The 17262-nt window shown below is 39.4% G+C and carries 13 protein-coding genes and 1 tRNA gene; 10 read left to right on the forward strand and 4 right to left on the reverse strand.

Going from position 1 to position 17262, the window contains the following annotated elements:
• The first annotated feature begins 87 nt into the window (after positions 1 to 87).
• The gene (locus AB6N04_RS04470; protein WP_369310715.1) at positions 88 to 825 is read left to right on the forward strand and encodes a cyclase family protein; all 738 of its coding nucleotides are present in this window, start codon (positions 88 to 90) and stop codon (positions 823 to 825) included.
• Between the two features lie 63 nt (positions 826 to 888).
• Here the strand turns inward: AB6N04_RS04470 and AB6N04_RS04475 are convergent, their stop codons facing one another.
• Positions 889 to 2121 (reverse strand): SLC13 family permease, encoded by a 1233-nt coding sequence (locus tag AB6N04_RS04475; RefSeq protein ID WP_369310716.1) that lies wholly within the window; start codon positions 2119 to 2121, stop codon positions 889 to 891.
• Between the two features lie 588 nt (positions 2122 to 2709).
• Between AB6N04_RS04475 and AB6N04_RS04480 the strand changes: the two genes are divergently transcribed.
• From AB6N04_RS04480 to AB6N04_RS04495, 4 genes are all read left to right on the forward strand, one after another.
• Positions 2710 to 4659, forward strand: coding sequence for a PTS mannitol transporter subunit IICBA (locus tag AB6N04_RS04480; RefSeq protein ID WP_369310717.1), 1950 nt, complete (start codon positions 2710 to 2712; stop codon positions 4657 to 4659).
• Positions 4660 to 4670: 11 nt separating this feature from the next.
• Positions 4671 to 5831: a mannitol-1-phosphate 5-dehydrogenase gene (locus AB6N04_RS04485; protein ID WP_369310718.1), complete on the forward strand. Its 1161-nt coding sequence runs from the start codon at positions 4671 to 4673 to the stop codon at positions 5829 to 5831.
• Between the two features lie 96 nt (positions 5832 to 5927).
• Positions 5928 to 6461, forward strand: coding sequence for an MltR family transcriptional regulator (locus AB6N04_RS04490; RefSeq protein WP_369311967.1), 534 nt, complete (start codon positions 5928 to 5930; stop codon positions 6459 to 6461).
• A gap of 112 nt (positions 6462 to 6573) precedes the next feature.
• Complete coding sequence (locus AB6N04_RS04495; protein WP_369310719.1) at positions 6574 to 7005, forward strand: GNAT family N-acetyltransferase; 432 nt, start codon at positions 6574 to 6576, stop codon at positions 7003 to 7005.
• Positions 7006 to 7084: 79 nt separating this feature from the next.
• Here the strand turns inward: AB6N04_RS04495 and AB6N04_RS04500 are convergent, their stop codons facing one another.
• Both AB6N04_RS04500 and AB6N04_RS04505 read right to left on the reverse strand, forming a co-directional pair.
• Complete coding sequence (locus tag AB6N04_RS04500) at positions 7085 to 7513, reverse strand: hypothetical protein (RefSeq protein ID WP_369310720.1); 429 nt, start codon at positions 7511 to 7513, stop codon at positions 7085 to 7087.
• Between the two features lie 212 nt (positions 7514 to 7725).
• Positions 7726 to 7800: transfer RNA gene (locus AB6N04_RS04505), tRNA-Arg, on the reverse strand.
• 193 nt (positions 7801 to 7993) lie between these two features.
• Between AB6N04_RS04505 and AB6N04_RS04510 the strand changes: the two genes are divergently transcribed.
• Positions 7994 to 9169, forward strand: coding sequence for a tyrosine-type recombinase/integrase (locus tag AB6N04_RS04510; protein WP_369310721.1), 1176 nt, complete (start codon positions 7994 to 7996; stop codon positions 9167 to 9169).
• Positions 9170 to 10201: 1032 nt separating this feature from the next.
• A complete protein-coding gene (gene mlaA / locus AB6N04_RS04515) occupies positions 10202 to 10954 on the forward strand; it encodes a phospholipid-binding lipoprotein MlaA (RefSeq protein WP_369310722.1) in 753 nt (250 codons plus the stop codon).
• A gap of 545 nt (positions 10955 to 11499) precedes the next feature.
• Here mlaA and fadL read toward each other — a convergent pair.
• Complete coding sequence (gene fadL / locus AB6N04_RS04520; protein ID WP_369310723.1) at positions 11500 to 12828, reverse strand: long-chain fatty acid transporter FadL; 1329 nt, start codon at positions 12826 to 12828, stop codon at positions 11500 to 11502.
• 352 nt (positions 12829 to 13180) lie between these two features.
• Between fadL and AB6N04_RS04525 the strand changes: the two genes are divergently transcribed.
• The 3 genes from AB6N04_RS04525 to fadJ all read left to right on the forward strand — a co-directional run bounded on the left by AB6N04_RS04525 (position 13181) and on the right by fadJ (position 17260).
• Positions 13181 to 13477 (forward strand): YfcZ/YiiS family protein, encoded by a 297-nt coding sequence (locus tag AB6N04_RS04525; protein ID WP_369310724.1) that lies wholly within the window; start codon positions 13181 to 13183, stop codon positions 13475 to 13477.
• A 271-nt stretch (positions 13478 to 13748) separates the two neighbouring features.
• Positions 13749 to 15068: an acetyl-CoA C-acyltransferase FadI gene (gene fadI, locus AB6N04_RS04530; protein WP_369310725.1), complete on the forward strand. Its 1320-nt coding sequence runs from the start codon at positions 13749 to 13751 to the stop codon at positions 15066 to 15068.
• Entirely contained in the window at positions 15068 to 17260 is a 2193-nt protein-coding gene (fadJ, locus tag AB6N04_RS04535) for a fatty acid oxidation complex subunit alpha FadJ (RefSeq protein WP_369310726.1), read from the forward strand. Before fadI ends, fadJ begins: the two co-directional genes overlap by 1 nt.
• Positions 17261 to 17262 lie beyond the last annotated feature (2 nt).

Below are 17262 nucleotides of genomic sequence, written 5' to 3' on the forward strand. Positions count from 1 at the left end.
TTTACTGCTATTTAATAGAGAAGCAACACATCAAAAAATAAAATCAAACAAACACGTTTACTAAAATCAGCCTGACAGGGGATAAGTATGAGCCATGAACTAATTGATGCATTTAATGTCATAAAAAATAAAAAATGGGTTGATTTAACACATCGCTTTGACAGTAATTCACCGCACTTTTTTATGTTTGACGCCGCAGAGTTTAAAACTTTATTTGGTTACCCAGAGGGGTTCTTTGCTCAACAATTTACCTTCCCAGGACAGTATGGTACGCACATTGATGCGCCATGCCATTTTGTGGAAGGGAGACGCTTTTTACATGAATTAGAATTAAAAGAACTTGTCCTGCCATTAATCGTGATTGATCAATCGGAACGGGCAAAACAAGATCCAAACTTTGCATTTTCGCAAAGTGATGTTCTCGCTTTTGAAGAGCAGCATGGCAAAATTGAAGCTGGAAGTTTTGTCGCCTTAAGGACGGATTGGAGTAAGCGTTGGCCATCACAAGAACTGATGGATAATAAAGATGAAGAAGGCAACAACCAAATACCAGGTTGGGGAATCGATGCTTTACAATTTTTATTTGAACAACGCGGTATTAAAGCCGTTGGGCATGAAACATTTGATACTGATGCAGCAAAAGATTTTCGCAAGAATAATGCGTTACTTGGTGAATACTATGTTTTAGACCAAGATACTTACCAAGTGGAGTTACTCGCAAACTTAGATCAGGTACCAGCTCGTGGAGCGATTATCTTTAATATTGTTGCCAAACCGAATAATGCGAGTGGGTTTCCCGTGCGCTCTTTTGCCATTTTGCCCTAACACATTGAAATAAGTCTTACCAGCCACTCACTCGATGTGGCTGGTAATAAGCAACTATTATTCTTATAGCACTAGGGCTATCCATATCGCCGCTAATATCATGCATAGTGTGGCGACGACACCACCTGATTTTGCAAACTCACTGAACGATATTTTTACGCCATAAGCAGCGGCTTGTTCAACGACAATGATGCCTGCAAGGCTACCAAACACTAATAAATTACTCGAAAATCCTGAACCAAGCACTAATGCTGCCCCAAGGGGATCCGCATTTCCGTCTGGAGTTAAAAAAGGAACAAGGAGCATCACGGAAGGGTTATTTCCTACAATGGTACTGAGTACCCCTGTTACTAAAAATAATGCTAATGGATTATTTAAATCGACGCCATAAGTACGTAAGTCATTGAGTAGTTGCTGAGGAATACCTGTTGAAGCAAACGCCGCATTGACGACAAATAATCCCATAATTAAGAGCAATAAATTACCGTCAACTAATTTTAGCATGTCACTTGATGCAATTGAGCGGTTTAATAATAAGAACCCAGCAGCAGTAAGGGCAATTAATTCCCTTGGAATATCACTCGCAATAAATGCAACAATAACGGCAAAAGTAATAACACCTGCCTTGGTCGTTTCCCATACATTAAGTGTTTCTTGCGGTGTTGGTGTTGTTGTTTGCATTTCTTCCTTAGCAATATACCAACGGTGGCGGTACAGCCAAACTAAAACTAACCACGTTATGGGTAATGAAAGTAAAGCCGGGATCGCTGAAGCCTCGAGTAAACCCACAAAGGAGATATCGAGTCCTTGAGCGGCGATCATATTTTGTGGGCTACCAATTAATGAGCCAGCAGCGCCGTTATTTGCTGCAAAGCAAAAACCTAATAAGAATGGGATAGGGTTTAAACCGCGAGATAAGCTAATAGAAACCAATAACGGTGTCATCGCAACCACAACGACATCGTTTGTTAACAAGGCAGAAAGAATGCCGCCAACACCGATTAATACAGCTAAAAGAGTTGGAGGGGAAACCTTTAACATGGCAACTCGGTTGGCCGTCCAGCTATAAAAGCCAGACACAACAAATGATGCAGACACCACCATTAAACCAAATAGCATCCCAATAGTTCGGTAATCGATGGCATCCCAAGCATGTGGTGGCGTAATACTATCTATTGCCATCATGGCTAACGCGCCAATAACTGCTGCACCTGTTCTATCGACTTTAAACCCGGGGAGTTTGCCAAAGCCCATGGCAACGTAAACCAAAAGAAAAACAATAATGGTTAATGTCATTGTATTCACATTTTAACTAAGAAATTTAATGATAATTTATCGGTGAATTTCTTCTGGATCAAGGTTAGATATCCTTTTAATAATAATAAGTTGCATTAAATCCTATTCATGATTATCGAAAAAAGATAGAAAATGGAAAAGAGGATTACCAGCCTTTTGAGCTTTCAATCTAAGGTCCATTTTATCGATAAGTGATAAGTGAAAGTTAATTACAAAATAAAACAAAATGGTAATAGAAAGGTTAATTTCGTTTTTGGAAATGTTGAAAGACCCAAAGCAATGAAAATAATTCGTGATCATTATCTCTATTTTGGAAATTAGTTCACTAAATTATAAGTGATTTATGTCACGTTTTTTTGCTTTATTGCTCAACAATTGAACGTTGTAATAAAGTTACAACTTATATTTGTGATCATGCTCAATATTTATATGGGGTGGTATAGGGGGTTTAAGTGATGTTTGTCACATAAAACCCGCGTGGTACGCATCCGCCAAAGGTCATGCTAGAGTGAAAGCGTCGAAAGATCCACTAACGTTATTTGGCGATAACGTTACAACCTTATTGTTCTCGTACCACGGGGTTCTATCATGGTAACATCAAATATCAAATTAAAGGTACAGAATTTTGGGCGTTTCCTCAGTAATATGGTTATGCCTAATATCGGTGCTTTCATTGCGTGGGGGTTAATTACCGCGCTCTTTATTCCTACAGGCTGGTGGCCAAATGCAACATTGGCCCAACTTGTTGGCCCAATGATCACGTATTTATTACCACTACTAATCGGTTATACCGGTGGACGCCTTGTTGGTGGTGAGCGTGGGGGAATTGTTGGGGCAATCACAACCATGGGCGTGATTGTCGGTGCTGATATGCCAATGTTCATGGGGGCTATGATTGCTGGCCCATTAGGCGGTTTCGCGATTAAACGCTTTGACCGTTGGATTGATGGGAAAGTGAAAACGGGCTTTGAAATGCTCGTCAATAACTTTTCATCGGGTATTATTGGCATGCTATTGGCGATACTGGCTTATCTTGCTATTGGCCCACTTGTTGCTGGCTTGTCTAAAGTGTTAGCGGCTGGCGTAAATGTGATGGTGGAAAATAATTTACTGCCGCTGACCTCAATCTTTGTTGAGCCTGCAAAAATACTTTTTCTCAATAACGCGATCAACCATGGGATTTTTTCCCCATTAGGTATTCAGCAAGCCACTGAAACAGGTGCATCTATTTTCTTCTTGATTGAAGCGAACCCGGGACCGGGACTTGGTGTGTTACTTGCGTACATGTTTTTTGGTAAAGGTAATGCAAAACAATCCGCACCAGGCGCTGCAATTATTCACTTTTTCGGTGGGATCCACGAAATTTACTTCCCATATGTCTTAATGAATCCACGTTTGATCCTTGCTGTTATTCTTGGTGGGATGACAGGGGTATTTGTGATGAACCTATTTCATGCAGGTTTAGTTTCACCTGCCTCACCGGGCTCTATTTTTGCCGTGTTACTGATGACGCCAAAATCTTCACTAGTTGGTGTTATTTTATCAGTGACGAGCGCAACGCTTGTTTCATTCTTTGTTTCTGCGATTTTAATAAAAAGAACTCGCGTAGGTGATGATGATGAATTAGATAATGCGACGAAAAAAATGCGTGAAATGAAAACGCAATCTAAATCATCAGATAAAGCAACGGTTAATAACCATTCAACCGTTAACCTTGCAAGTGTGCGTAATATTATTGTTGCCTGTGATGCTGGTATGGGTTCAAGCGCCATGGGAGCAGGGGTATTAGCAAAAAAAGTGCGTGATGCAGGGTTGCTTGATGTTAATGTCACTAATATGGCAATCAATGATCTTCCTGCTGATGTCGATATTGTGATAACCCATAGAGATCTTACTGAAAGAGCAAAAACATTTGCGCCGAATGCAATGCATATTTCTTTAGCAAATTTCTTAGATGCTCAAACGTATAATGATCTTGTGACAAATCTAATTGCAAAAAAACATCCTATTGCCGCAAATGATGGACGCTTAATTAAACAAACTATCGTTGCTGCAAATGATGAAACTTTTGATGTTGAAGATAAAGATGAAGCATTATTTACACTCAGTGCAAAACACATTTATTTAAACTTATCGGCCGAGAATAAAATACAAGCGATTCAATTTGCGGGACAAAAATTAGTCGAAGGTGGCTATGTTGAGCCTGATTATATTGACGCGATGTTAGCAAGAGAAAGCTTAACTTCAACTTATCTTGGCGAATCTATTGCAGTTCCTCATGGAACTATTGAAGCAAAAGATCGTGTTTTAAAAACAGGCATTGTTATTTGCCAATATCCTGATGGCGTTCAATTTGGCGATGAACCGGATGAAATTGCGCGTCTCGTTATTGGTATTGCAGCACAAAATAATGAGCATATTGAAGTTATTACGCGGATAACCTCAGCACTAGATGAAGATGGGGTGATCGAAAGACTGTGTAATACCCAAAATATTCAAGAAGTGCTCGAAATTTTAGCATCACAAAGTGCAGCGTGAGGATAATAACAATGAAAGTCATTCATTTTGGTGCAGGTAATATTGGTCGGGGCTTTATTGGTAAATTACTCGCCGATGCGAATTCGCAACTGACATTTACAGATGTTAATCAGCCACTAATTGATCAACTAGAGCACCAGCAGTCTTACCAAGTTCATATAGTGGGTCAAGAAAATCGTATTGAAAAAGTGCAGCATGTGCATGCAATTAATACGAATGATCCAAAAACGATTGAATATATCGCGACAGCAGATATGGTCACTACTGCGGTAGGTCCACAAGTTCTTGAAAAGATAGCGGCTACGTTAGCGCAGGGTATTGTTCTGAGGAATAAATTAAATAACCAAAGAGCACTGAACATTATTGCATGTGAAAATATGGTGAGGGGAACAAGCCAATTAAAACGTCATATTTTCAGTCTATTACCCCAAGAAATACATCAATGGGTTGAGCAGCATATTGGTTTTGTTGACTCTGCGGTTGATCGTATTGTGCCTCCAATGGATGCAGCTAATGACGATCCTCTTGCTGTAACCGTTGAATCATTTAGTGAGTGGATTGTCGACCAAACACAATTTATTGGCAATATTCCGACAATTGATGGGATGGAGTTGACGGATAATTTAATGGCATTTGTTGAGCGTAAACTATTTACGTTAAACACAGGTCATGCCATTACGGCTTATTTAGGTCAACGATATGGTCACCAAACAATCAGTGATGCCATTAATGACCCAAAAATTCACGCTATTGTCAAATGTGCGATGGAAGAAAGTGGACAAGTTTTAGTTCAACGGTATGGATTTAATGCAGATCAGCATCAGCAATATATTGAAAAAATATTAAACCGTTTTGCTAACCCTTATTTAAAGGATGATGTCAGCAGAGTAGGACGTCAACCTATCCGCAAACTCAGCCCAGAAGATAGACTTATTAAACCGTTATTAGGGACATTTGAGTATCAATTGCCTAATGATAATCTGATTATTGGTATTGCTGCGGCTCTTCACTTTAGATGTTCTAGTGACCCTCAAGCAATTGAGATGGCTGAACTGATTAAAGAAAATGGTATCTATCAAACCATAATTGAGTTGTGTGGTTTACAACAATACCCTCATATTGTCGATAAAATTTGTGCGCAATATGAGTTATTGAAGTTAAGTAACAAGTAATATTACGAGTCATAGGTTAATTACTGGGGTTCAATCACTTTATGGTTATTAGCAAACAAATAGTATGCGGATGGCCATAAAGTGGCAAAAGAAATTATTATGGAATATAAACAAGACATTGAAAATCAAATTCTTGAACGGTTAAATCAACGCCCAGAGGTACATTTATTTGTTCAAGAGGTTATTGCGTTAATTTCGCAAGCTATTGATAAGTTAATGTTAAAGGTCTTTAGAAAGGATGACTATGCTGTAAAATATGCAGTTGAACCTCTTTTAACTGGGAATGGTCCATTAGGCGAGTTATCCGTTCGGTTAAAATTGTTATTTGCGTTAGGAGCAATTACGCGTGAAACCTATGAGGATATTGAATTATTCCTCGCCTTAAATGAATCCTTATCTCAGCAAGCGTTAAAGTTAAATTATATCGATGATGAAATTATCGGCAGTATTAAAATGTTGCACTGTATGGGGCCATTACCCGAAATGATGCGTTTTGATCAACCTGAAGATATGGTTGACAAACAATTGATAGAGCTACAAAAGCAGCGTTATCAACAAATGGTAAAATCGTCATTAGTGTTATCTGTTACAGATTTAATTGCTCAAATATTAGAAACGGACGTTTTTTAATTGACCATAGCATTTATTTCTTATCGCTTAATAAATTTAACTTGCCTATTTACTTTACCTAAAAATATGCTTTAAATACAATTCATTATAATCAAAATTAATATGGTTGAATATGAATATTGTTATCACACATGAAGTAACCCAAGAAGATAGGGATGAATTATTGGCTGGGCTTCGTCGTTTTAATCTCCAGTTCTTAGATGCCTCTCGCTTTGGTCAATTAGGGGTGTATTTTAAAGATGGTGATGGTGTCATGCAGGGGGGCTTAATTGCGACAATCAAAGCCAATTGGTTGTGTATTGATTATTTATGGGTCAATGACGCTGTAAGAAAAGCCGGAGTGGGAAGCAAATTAATGCAAACTGCTGAGCTTGAGGCGGTGAAAATCGGCTGTCTTCATTCTTTGGTCGATACATTTAGTTTTCAAGCATTGCCGTTTTATCAAAAACTAGGTTATGTCCAGCAAATGTCACTACCCGATTTTCCTGAAACGGGAATGCAAGTCTACTATTTAACTAAAATGAATTTAAAAAAATACCTTTAGCAGATTGAATTTTGCCAGATAACCCAAAGTGGGAAAAACAGGTTTCATCCCACTTAAGTCTTCAACCTCAAGTGGCATCTTAGTTATTTTGATTACTTATCGCTGAAAAACAATCTCTTCCACTAGTTATCGTGCTTTTATTAGCGCTAGCGGATGGATCAACAGGTAAATTTAATTGATTTGCCCAGCATGCTAGGGTTAGTTTTGCATTTAATCTAACTGGCGTATTTATATCTTTAGCTGATCGAATATTAAATGTTGAATACTCCATTAGCTTATCTTCCATAAAGATAAACGCTTGGTCCGCTTTCTGATTAGGGGCATCCTCTAATAACTGATCTGCATAATAAAGCAGGGTATACGGGCTTTGCGTCGCCGTATTGGTTGGCTCTCCTTTAACTTGAAGCACGTCGGCTTTATCCATTCCTGCGATAATCACTGAAGTTTGCTCGTTTTTAGCACAAGCCAATAACAGTAAAGGTAAAAGTAAAAACAGGGAGTATTTCATCAATCAATTATCTCGGTAAATAACGGGGTTAAACTGATAATAGAAGGTTATAGGAATAAGCAAAATGGTTAGAGTGAAAATAGGACTTTTCTATTTAGGGATGGATGAAAATCCGCAATAAGGTGAACTTTAGGTAATATATAACGCTTTAACGTATATTAAAGGCGAATAGATAGCAGTTAAGTGGTATTAGCGAAATTGATATACATGACTGGTGTCCCCTGCAGGAATCGAACCTGCAATTAGCCCTTAGGAGGGGCTCGTTATATCCATTTAACTAAGGGGACTATGACACTATTGTTTTCAACTGTTGCTGTTGGTTTGTATAGTACCGTTTTTATTGGGTTTGAATCAAGTTATTAGTTTATCTTTGTTGGTGAATGGCTTCCTCTGCTTTATGTTTTATCGTTTACCTCACTTGCTATTGTGTACATATTGAGTACATTATCGAAATGTTCATTGTGTACATGAGATAAAGCTATGGCGTTAAGTGACACTAAACTCAGCAGCCTTTTAAACAAACCATATTCTGGAAAGCCTGAGCTTACCGATGGTGATGGACTTAGCGCTCGTATCTCTCCCAACGGAACAATTGCATTTCAATATAGATACAGATGGAATGGTAAGGCGGTAAGATTAACAATTGGCCATTTTCCAGCTATGACATTGAAAGACGCCAGAATCGTCATTGGCGATATGCGAGAATTGTACACGAAAGGCCTTGATCCTAAAATTTATTTGTCAAAAAGCGAAACAGAAGCGACATTAAAAGATTGTTTAGACTACTGGTGGGATAAGTATGCGGCACAGTTAAAGCCGAACACACAGGCACTGTATAAGTCAGTCGTGTATAACACGATGTATACGCAGTTTGGTAATACGCCCATTGCAGATATCCCTATTTCCTCTTGGATAGAATTCTTCGAAAAGCAAGAGATGTTAAATCCTAAAAAAGCTAGGGTACTACTCATGCAATTAAGGTCTGTGATTAATTGGTGTGTTAGCAGACAATTTATATCATCTTGCGAAGTATTAAAATTAAGCCCTAAAACCATAGGTCAGCGACCCGATATTGGAGATCGCGTTCTTACCTATACTGAACTCGCTAAAATATGGTTAGCTCTGGAAAATTGTAAAATTGTCACTTCAAATAAGCGACTTCATCAAATGCTGCTACTTTATGGTGCACGTCTGTCTGAGATGCGTCTAGCCAATGCTTCTGAATTTAATATGGAAGAGATGATTTGGACGACACCAAAAGCGCATTCAAAAATGGGAAATGTGATTAGACGGCCTATATTTAAGCATGTAGAGCCCTACATAGAGCGATTATTAAATAATGGTAATGCCGTATTATTTGCGGGGCAGAAAATAGATAAAGCGATAGATAGGTCGTCAGCAAACCTATTTATGCGCAAATTGAGGGAGTCTATCGATATCCCTGAATGGCGTACCCATGACTTTAGGCGTTCAATGGTAACGAACCTATCTAACGAAGGAGTCATGCCCCATATCACAGAAAAAATGCTGGGACACGAGCTTAGTGGGGCAATGGCAGCTTATAACAAGCATGATTGGATAACCGAACAAAAAACGGCTTATGAGCTGTATGCCGACAACCTGTTCTGGCATGTTAAAAAGTTGACTTCCGGTTAGTGAGCTTACTTAATCACTAGCTTACCAGTCATAAATTAAACGCTGTTTTATGCTCTATTTAATCCTCATATTTTCTTCTTGTGTACGACTTTGTAAAAATCATAATCAATAATAAATTCATTGGTTGTTAATGAGTGACGCATTCTAGCCTTATAGTTACAAGCGGTGCACTGAATAATATAAAACAAGCCCTGTGTAGAATGATACTCAGGGAACAAGTTCGAGTTCATTCTACATTTATGACACTGATATTCTTTGGTTCTTGGGTCGTCATTTTTGTCCCACTTCAGCCCACACATATCACACGACCAGTCGTCTTTATTTTTTCGAATACCATAAAAATGACAGAAAGGGCATGTTTTCGGGTTGTATGGGGTATGTTTTCCTTTATTTATATTTTTCATTTGCTTATCTATTATTTTATGGTCGAATTGCGTTATTTTAATAGCTAGGAGCTGTTTATCTTTGCTACTGATTTTTACCACTAAAGTGGAAAATGTACCCGTTGTGGCTGACTGACGACGATTTGAATCAAATATCGTCCCTAAACGCTGCCATATGAGGTGGTAATCTTAGCAAAGATAGTGATTGAGGATGTTTCAATGTATAGGCGCATTTATTCCTATTATATTAGTTATGTTTATTCATAGGGTGATGGTTAATGCGTTTTTTATCTGTCACTAAAACACGTTTTCTAAGTAGCAAACATATATTTATTCTGACAATAAGTGAAAGTTGAGCAAAAGAGAGATGTATTGAATAGCTTGGCTTTCTTTTGAGGGTGATATACTTTTATTTTTCAATAAAATACAGAGTAAAGGGTGAGTGTAAATCGCAGCGCTCAGATTTTTTGCGCCGATTAGTGATTATTCTTATAATAAGAAAATGAATAATTAAGGTATAATAGGAAGTTAATTTGTAAAATCACTCAAAACGGTTAACAAAATTAATTTTTTCATTTTAATATTATCAAATTCGTGAGCATGGTGGAAAGTACCGCAGCAGGACGGTGCAGGGAATGGAGAGGGTGTTATGAAGTTTCGCATGACTAGCGTTTTTCTAGCGGGCGTTTTAATTGCAGGTTGTGCAAGTAATATCGACCCAGATACGCAAGAACGTTCTGACCCGTTAGAGGGTTTTAACCGAGCAATGTTTAATTTCAACTATAATGTTTTAGACCCTTATGTGTTAAGACCTGTTGCTGTTGCGTGGAATGATTATGTTCCCATGCCTGCGCGTAATGGATTATCGAATTTTTTCGTTAACCTTGAAGAACCTGCAAGTATGTTAAATAGCTTCTTGCGTGGGGAAGTGACTCAAGGCTTTAAACACTTTAACCGCTTTTTCCTCAATACTGTGTTTGGTATGGGCGGCTTGATTGATGTCGCGACAATGGCAAACCCGCAATTAGCCAAAGAAGATCCTAAACGTTTTGGTAATACCTTGGGTTACTATGATGTCGGCTATGGCCCCTATGTCGTTTTACCTGGTTATGGCAGTGCGACGCCAAGGGAAGAAGGGGGAGATTTAGTGGATGGTCTTTACCCAATGTTGAGTTACCTGACATTTTGGATGTCGGCAGGAAAATGGGCGCTTGAAGGAATAGAAACTCGGGCGCGACTACTGGATTCCGATGGGTTGCTGAAAAATTCTTCAGATCCATACTTAATGATGCGTGAAGCTTATTTCCAACGTAATGATTTCTTATCAAGTGGCGGTGTATTAAAAGCTACAGAAAACCCGAATGCGGCTGTGATTGAAGGGGATCTTGATTCTATTGATTAATTTAGTGAATTGACTCAGGAAGGTTTATCACTCTCTTGTCTATCATAAAACGTGAGAGTGATAAATTAACAGCTAGTCATTGTCTCGCTTTCCTCGTTGAGTAACGGTGTCAATTAAGGCTATCACCCCTAACACCCCGATAAACCCTACCGTAAACAGTGTTCCCATAAAACCTCCTACGTTTTTGTCATTGTGGCCTCTTTTGTACTTTTACTGCAAATTTATCGCATTAATAATATAGGTTAATAAATGGATACGTTTATTTTGAATATCTGTATTTTAAAATAAGTGTAAAGCGCTTACTTGCAAATAAGAACATTCAGAGAATAAAAGGTAATATAATGAAAAATAAAGAAATTATCTTAAAAACGGTTGTAACAATAATTTTTAAGGCAAAAAACGTTGCGTTGTAAGGATAAAATCAATCAATTAACAATTAATTTACATACAAGGATGGTGTGGGTCAAGATAAATTTGTGATAGGGATGTTTTTATTTATAGGACTATCAGGGAGTCGCCTCCCTGATAGTTAAGCATTCGATTAATTAGAATGCGTAGTTAAAGTTTACGCCGTATAACCAAGCGGAGCCTTCAGATTTGAATTTATAGGCAGGAAGTATACTTTCAGGGATATCTTCACTTAACCTTTCACTGATATTTACTTTTTTACCATGCATATAAGAAATACCCACGTCAACAGAGGCGTTTTCATTGAATGCATAGGTTGTACCTGCACTTAACCAGTAGCGGTCTTGATCAGGAATAGAAATAGAACGGTATTCTGAACGTACTGGGGTTTGGTCATAGGCGATACCTGTACGGAATGTCCAGTTATCATCATAGAAATAGGTGGTTCCAAGTGCTAAACGCCATGCGTCTTTAAAGTGTTCTGGTTTATGGAATAGCTCTTTACCATCACTTTTTCTGTAGGCAGTTAACTCTTTAAATTCACTCCATCCTGTATAAGCGACACTGTAGTGTAAAGCCCATTTAGGGGCAACTTTATGGTAACCTGAGAATTCCCAGATATCAGGTAAGTTAAGGTCTAATTTACCTTTAATTTTTTCGCCACCAGTTCCATTTAATGCTGTTATTGATTTTGGAATATCGTTAGAATATTTACCATCCTCAAATTTAACTTTAACTTTTGAGCGATAGCTTAGGCTTAAACGGTTATCATCATTAATTTCATATAAGATACCCGCATTCCAACCATAGCCCCAATCATCTCCAGTTAATTTAGCCATAGTTGTACTTGCAGGAAATGCAGGAAGCTTCATTCCTGGAACCATAGGTGCCAAAGCTCCAAGGTCTCCCGCATGGCGGGTGATTTCGGCATCAGCGTAAACTGCATTTGCACCAAGACCAAAACTAAAGTTGTTATTTAAACGGTAAGCACCACTTAAATTTAAATTTACGGTTTTTAAATCGGTTTTTCCGCCAATGGGGCCTGCGGCATAACTTTTATTAAAATCAGTCGCTAAACCGAAGTTAGTGGTCATGGATGTACCAACGGCCCATTTATCATTAACGGGGAAAATAAAGTGAGCATTAGGCACAACTGCATTAGGTGCAATATCATTTGCTGTTGTATTACTTCCAAGGAGTGAGCCTCCTTTACCTTTAATATCAACACTTGGGTCAATATACACAGCACCAATAGAAAGGGATGGTCGATCAAATAGCATCATAGCAGCGGGGTTACGGCTTCCCTCACTTGCGTTGTCGCCCATCGCACCCGCACCCGAAAACGCACGTCCTAGAGCGGATGTCGAATATTCATTTAGCAAAAAACCCGCCGCGCCGGCGTTGGAAGAAACAAGTGCCACTGCTATTGCTAAAGCTGACTTAGAAAATAGGTTTTTCTGGCTCATGACCAAAACCCTCTTATGTTTATTTTAAATAAAGCGACTTCTATCGCAAGAAGCGCAGAATTGTAGGGTCCATTGTCTTCATGACAAATCAGACCAGTTACTAGAGTATAGGTCTGACCACCGGATATGTTGCAAGTTTGTTTTGTGTTTATTGTGACTTCGTTTCCAAAAATGCGATATATTTAACAAAATAGCAACATTCAATGGCTGAATAGGTGCAATAAATAACCAGATACGGGGTAAGATCAAACTTATGTTTAATTATTAGCAATAAGTTTTGATACATACTGGTTTTTACCACTTTTTCAGCGTTATGATAGGTTCTTAACAGTTTGTTTATTTGGAGAGTAAAATGACTGATGCGATTAACCGTTGTAGCGCGGATGAAACAGCAGCTTGCTGTTGTGTGGATGTAGGCACAGTGCTGGATAATAAAGACTGTACTGCGTCGTATCAGCATGTTTTTGCTACACAAGACGAAGCGGAATCCATGTTGAAGACGCTCACAGAAAAAGCAAAATCTGTTGAGTCAGAACCCTGTGTAATTAACCATACCTTTAAACAAGTTGATGGTGGTGTTGAACTGACCGCTGAATTTAGTTTTAGCTGTGAAGCAGAAAGTCTGATTTTTCAGTTAGGCCTTCGTTAATCAAACGTTTAAATTCATTAACTGAACCCTTTTATTGAAATAGTACCTTTGTGATACTCATCGATAATAAAAGGGTTTTTTTATACAGGCTCGATTCCATCCTCTTTTTTTCGCTATTTTTATGCCAACTTGCGTGCGCGCTCCCATTTTTAAGTTAATGCAATTGATCATTGTAAAAGTTATGTTAACAATCATTACAGGTCAGACCTCTTTCGGCCCATTGTGAAAAAATTAACGATAATTTTTTATTTATGCTTTTGCAGGAGCGACCATGAATCAACATTCCCACCATGGTGACAGTACATTTTCAACAAAAGAACGCATTGCCATCGTCAGTGGTTTACGCTTACCGTTTGCAAAGCAATCAACCGCATATCAAGGTATTGCTGCTGTTGATTTAGGTAAAGCTGTTGTCTCTGAATTGTTAGTGCGTAGTGATTTAGATAATCAGTTGATTGAACAGCTTGTTTTTGGCCAAGTTGTTCAAATGCCTGAGGCACCTAATATTGCACGGGAAATTGTACTTGGCACTGGCATGAGTGTTTCAACAGATGCTTACAGTGTGTCAAGGGCGTGTGCGACAAGTTTTCAAGCCATTGTGAATGTGGCTCAAAGTATGATGGTTGGGGATATTTCTATTGGGGTTGCAGGGGGGGCAGACTCCTCTTCTGTGTTACCGATCGGTGTTTCAAAAAAATTAGCCGCAACGTTACTTGCACTGAGTAAAGCAAAGTCGATTGGGCAAAAGTTATCTTTGATGACCAAATTACGTTTAAAAGACTTAATGCCAGTGGCGCCTGGTGTTGCCGAATATTCCACAGGGCTTCGCATGGGGGATACGGCGGAGCAAATGGCAAAAAGCTACCATATCACGAGAGCGCAACAAGATGAGCTAGCACATCGTTCACACCTTCTTGCAGCGAAAGCGTGGGACAGTGGTCTATTAAACGATGAAGTAATGACTGCATATATGCCGCCTTTTAAGCAAGCTTTCTCGCAAGATAACAATGTGCGAGGGAACTCGGTACTCGCTTCTTACGCTAAGTTAAAGCCAGCATTTGACCGCAAGCATGGCAGTGTCACCGCGGCAAATAGTACACCTTTAACTGATGGTGCGGCGGCTGTATTGATGATGACAGAGTCAAGGGCGAAAGCATTGGGTTATACCCCGCTAGGCTATATTCGCAGTTATGCTTTTAGCGCGATTGATGTGTGGGAAGATATGTTACTTGGGCCATCTTATGCGACCCCCATTGCCTTGAAACGGGCAGGGCTATCTTTACAGGATCTCACATTAATTGATATGCATGAAGCCTTTGCCGCCCAAACATTAGCTAACATCAAAATGTTTGGAAGTCATCAATTTGCACAAGAAAAATTAGGTTTAAAACAAGCCATTGGTGAGATAGACATGGATAAATTTAATGTCCTCGGTGGTTCTATCGCTTATGGGCACCCATTTGCGGCCACAGGGGCAAGGATGGTGACACAAACATTGAATGAGCTCCGTCGTCGTGGTGGTGGTTTTGGTTTAACAACAGCTTGTGCTGCAGGTGGTTTAGGTGCAGCAATGATTTTAGAGGTGGAATAATGACACAAAATTCTACTACGCAATTGGAAATGGATAAGGCTCCACAAGCTTTCTCATTAGAAATTTATGACGAGAACGTGGGGGTGATTTTCATTGATGTGCCAAATGAAAAGGTCAATACACTTAAAGCAGAATTTGCCGAGCAGTTTCTTGCTATTTTGCAAAAAGCACAATCCACTTCAGGTTTAAAGGGGTTAGTGATTACCTCGGGTAAAAAAGATAACTTTATTGCTGGTGCAGATATCACCATGATTGCGCATTGTGAATCGAAAGCCCAAGCCAGTGAGTTATCAAAAGCAGGGCACGTATTATTCGATAAAATCGATAATTACCCATTGCCGATTATTGCAGCTATCCATGGTGCATGCCTTGGTGGCGGTTTAGAGTTAGCATTAGCTTGCCATTCAAGGGTTTGCTCAAATGACGATAAAACGCGGTTAGGTTTACCTGAAGTTCAATTAGGGCTATTACCTGGTTCCGGTGGCACCCAACGCTTACCCCGCTTAATTGGTATCCCCCATGCGCTGGATTTAATGTTGACAGGTCGTCAGTTAAAGGCCAAACAAGCACTTAAATTAGGGCTTGTTGATGATGTTGTTCCAGAGTCAATTTTGTTGGATGTCGCCGTTAAGATGGTAAAAAAAGGGGGGGTGCAACGACCGGCTATCCATTGGCAACAGCGTTTATTGAGCAGTAAATTATTTCGTAACCAAGTGTTTAATAGCGCAAAACAAAAAGTATTGAGTAAGACCAAAGGCCATTACCCCGCCCCAGAAAAAATTATTCATACCGTAAAAACGGGGATGAACAAGGGGATGCAGGCCGGATATGCTGAAGAAGCCAAAGCTTTTGGTGAGTTAGTTATGACGCCTGAGTCAGCGGCTTTACGCAATTTATTTTTTGCTGTCACGGCACTAAAAAATGAAACAGGGGCTCAAGCTAAACCGTTAAAAGTCCACCAAGTTGGTGTGTTAGGTGGTGGGTTAATGGGGGGAGGGATCGCCTATGTGAGTGCAACGCAAGGTAAGGTCCCTGTGCGTATTAAGGATATTTCAGAAAAAGGCATTGCTCAGGCATTAAAATACAGTTGGGATCTATTAACCCAGCGTGTTATCAAACGGCGGTTATTGGCGCGTGAACGTGCTGCGACAATGGCTAAAATTTCAGGCACACTGAGTTACCAAGGGTTAGAAACGGCGGATTTGATTATTGAAGCTGTCTTTGAAGATCTTGCACTGAAAAGAAAGATGGTTTCTGATGTTGAAAAAATGACGAAAAAAGACGTTATTTTTGCGTCTAATACATCATCATTACCGATTCACCAGATAGCCGCTAATGCGAAACATCCTGAGCGTGTTATTGGTTTACATTATTTTAGCCCTGTCGATAAAATGCCATTAGTTGAAGTGATCCCGCATAAGCAGACGGATGAGGTCACGATTGCCACTGTGGTGGCATTTGCTAAGCGCCAAGGCAAAACTGCCATTGTGGTTGGAGATGATGCAGGTTTTTATGTTAACCGAATTCTGGCCCCCTTTTTATGTGAAGCTGCACAATGCCTTATTGAAGGTGAATCTATTGATCATATTGACAGTGCGTTAGTTGAATTTGGTTTCCCTGTTGGACCGTTTAATTTGCTTGATGAAGTTGGTATTGATGTAGGCACTAAAATTTTGCCCATTTTAGTCGAACGGTTTGGAGAAAGGTTTAACGCTCCGGATATATTAGACAAAGTGGTTAAAGATGACCGCAAAGGCAAGAAAAATGGTAAAGGTTTTTATGAGTATGGTCACTCTGCACCTAAGTTACTATTTTGGAGAAAATCCAGTAAGCGACAAGTGGATAAAACGATTTACTCCCTGATTGGCATTACGCCTGAAAACAAGTTAAGTAAAACGGATATTGCCCAGCGTTGCGTCATGATGATGTTAAATGAAGCAGCCCGTTGCCTCGATGAAAAAATTATTCGCAGTGCAAGGGATGGTGATGTTGGTGCGGTGTTTGGTATTGGTTTCCCGCCGTTTTTTGGTGGACCATTTAGGTATATGGATAATTTTGGCATTACGAAAACGGTTGAGACATTGAAAAGCTTAGCCGTGCGTTATGGCGATAAATTCCAACCCTGTGAGTTATTGTGTCAGATGGCTCAAAATAACCAAACGTTCTATTCCGTTGAACACCAAGGGGAATAATA

Source organism: Providencia rettgeri (assembly GCF_041075285.1).
Classification (GTDB): Bacteria; Pseudomonadota; Gammaproteobacteria; order Enterobacterales; family Enterobacteriaceae; genus Providencia; species Providencia rettgeri_G.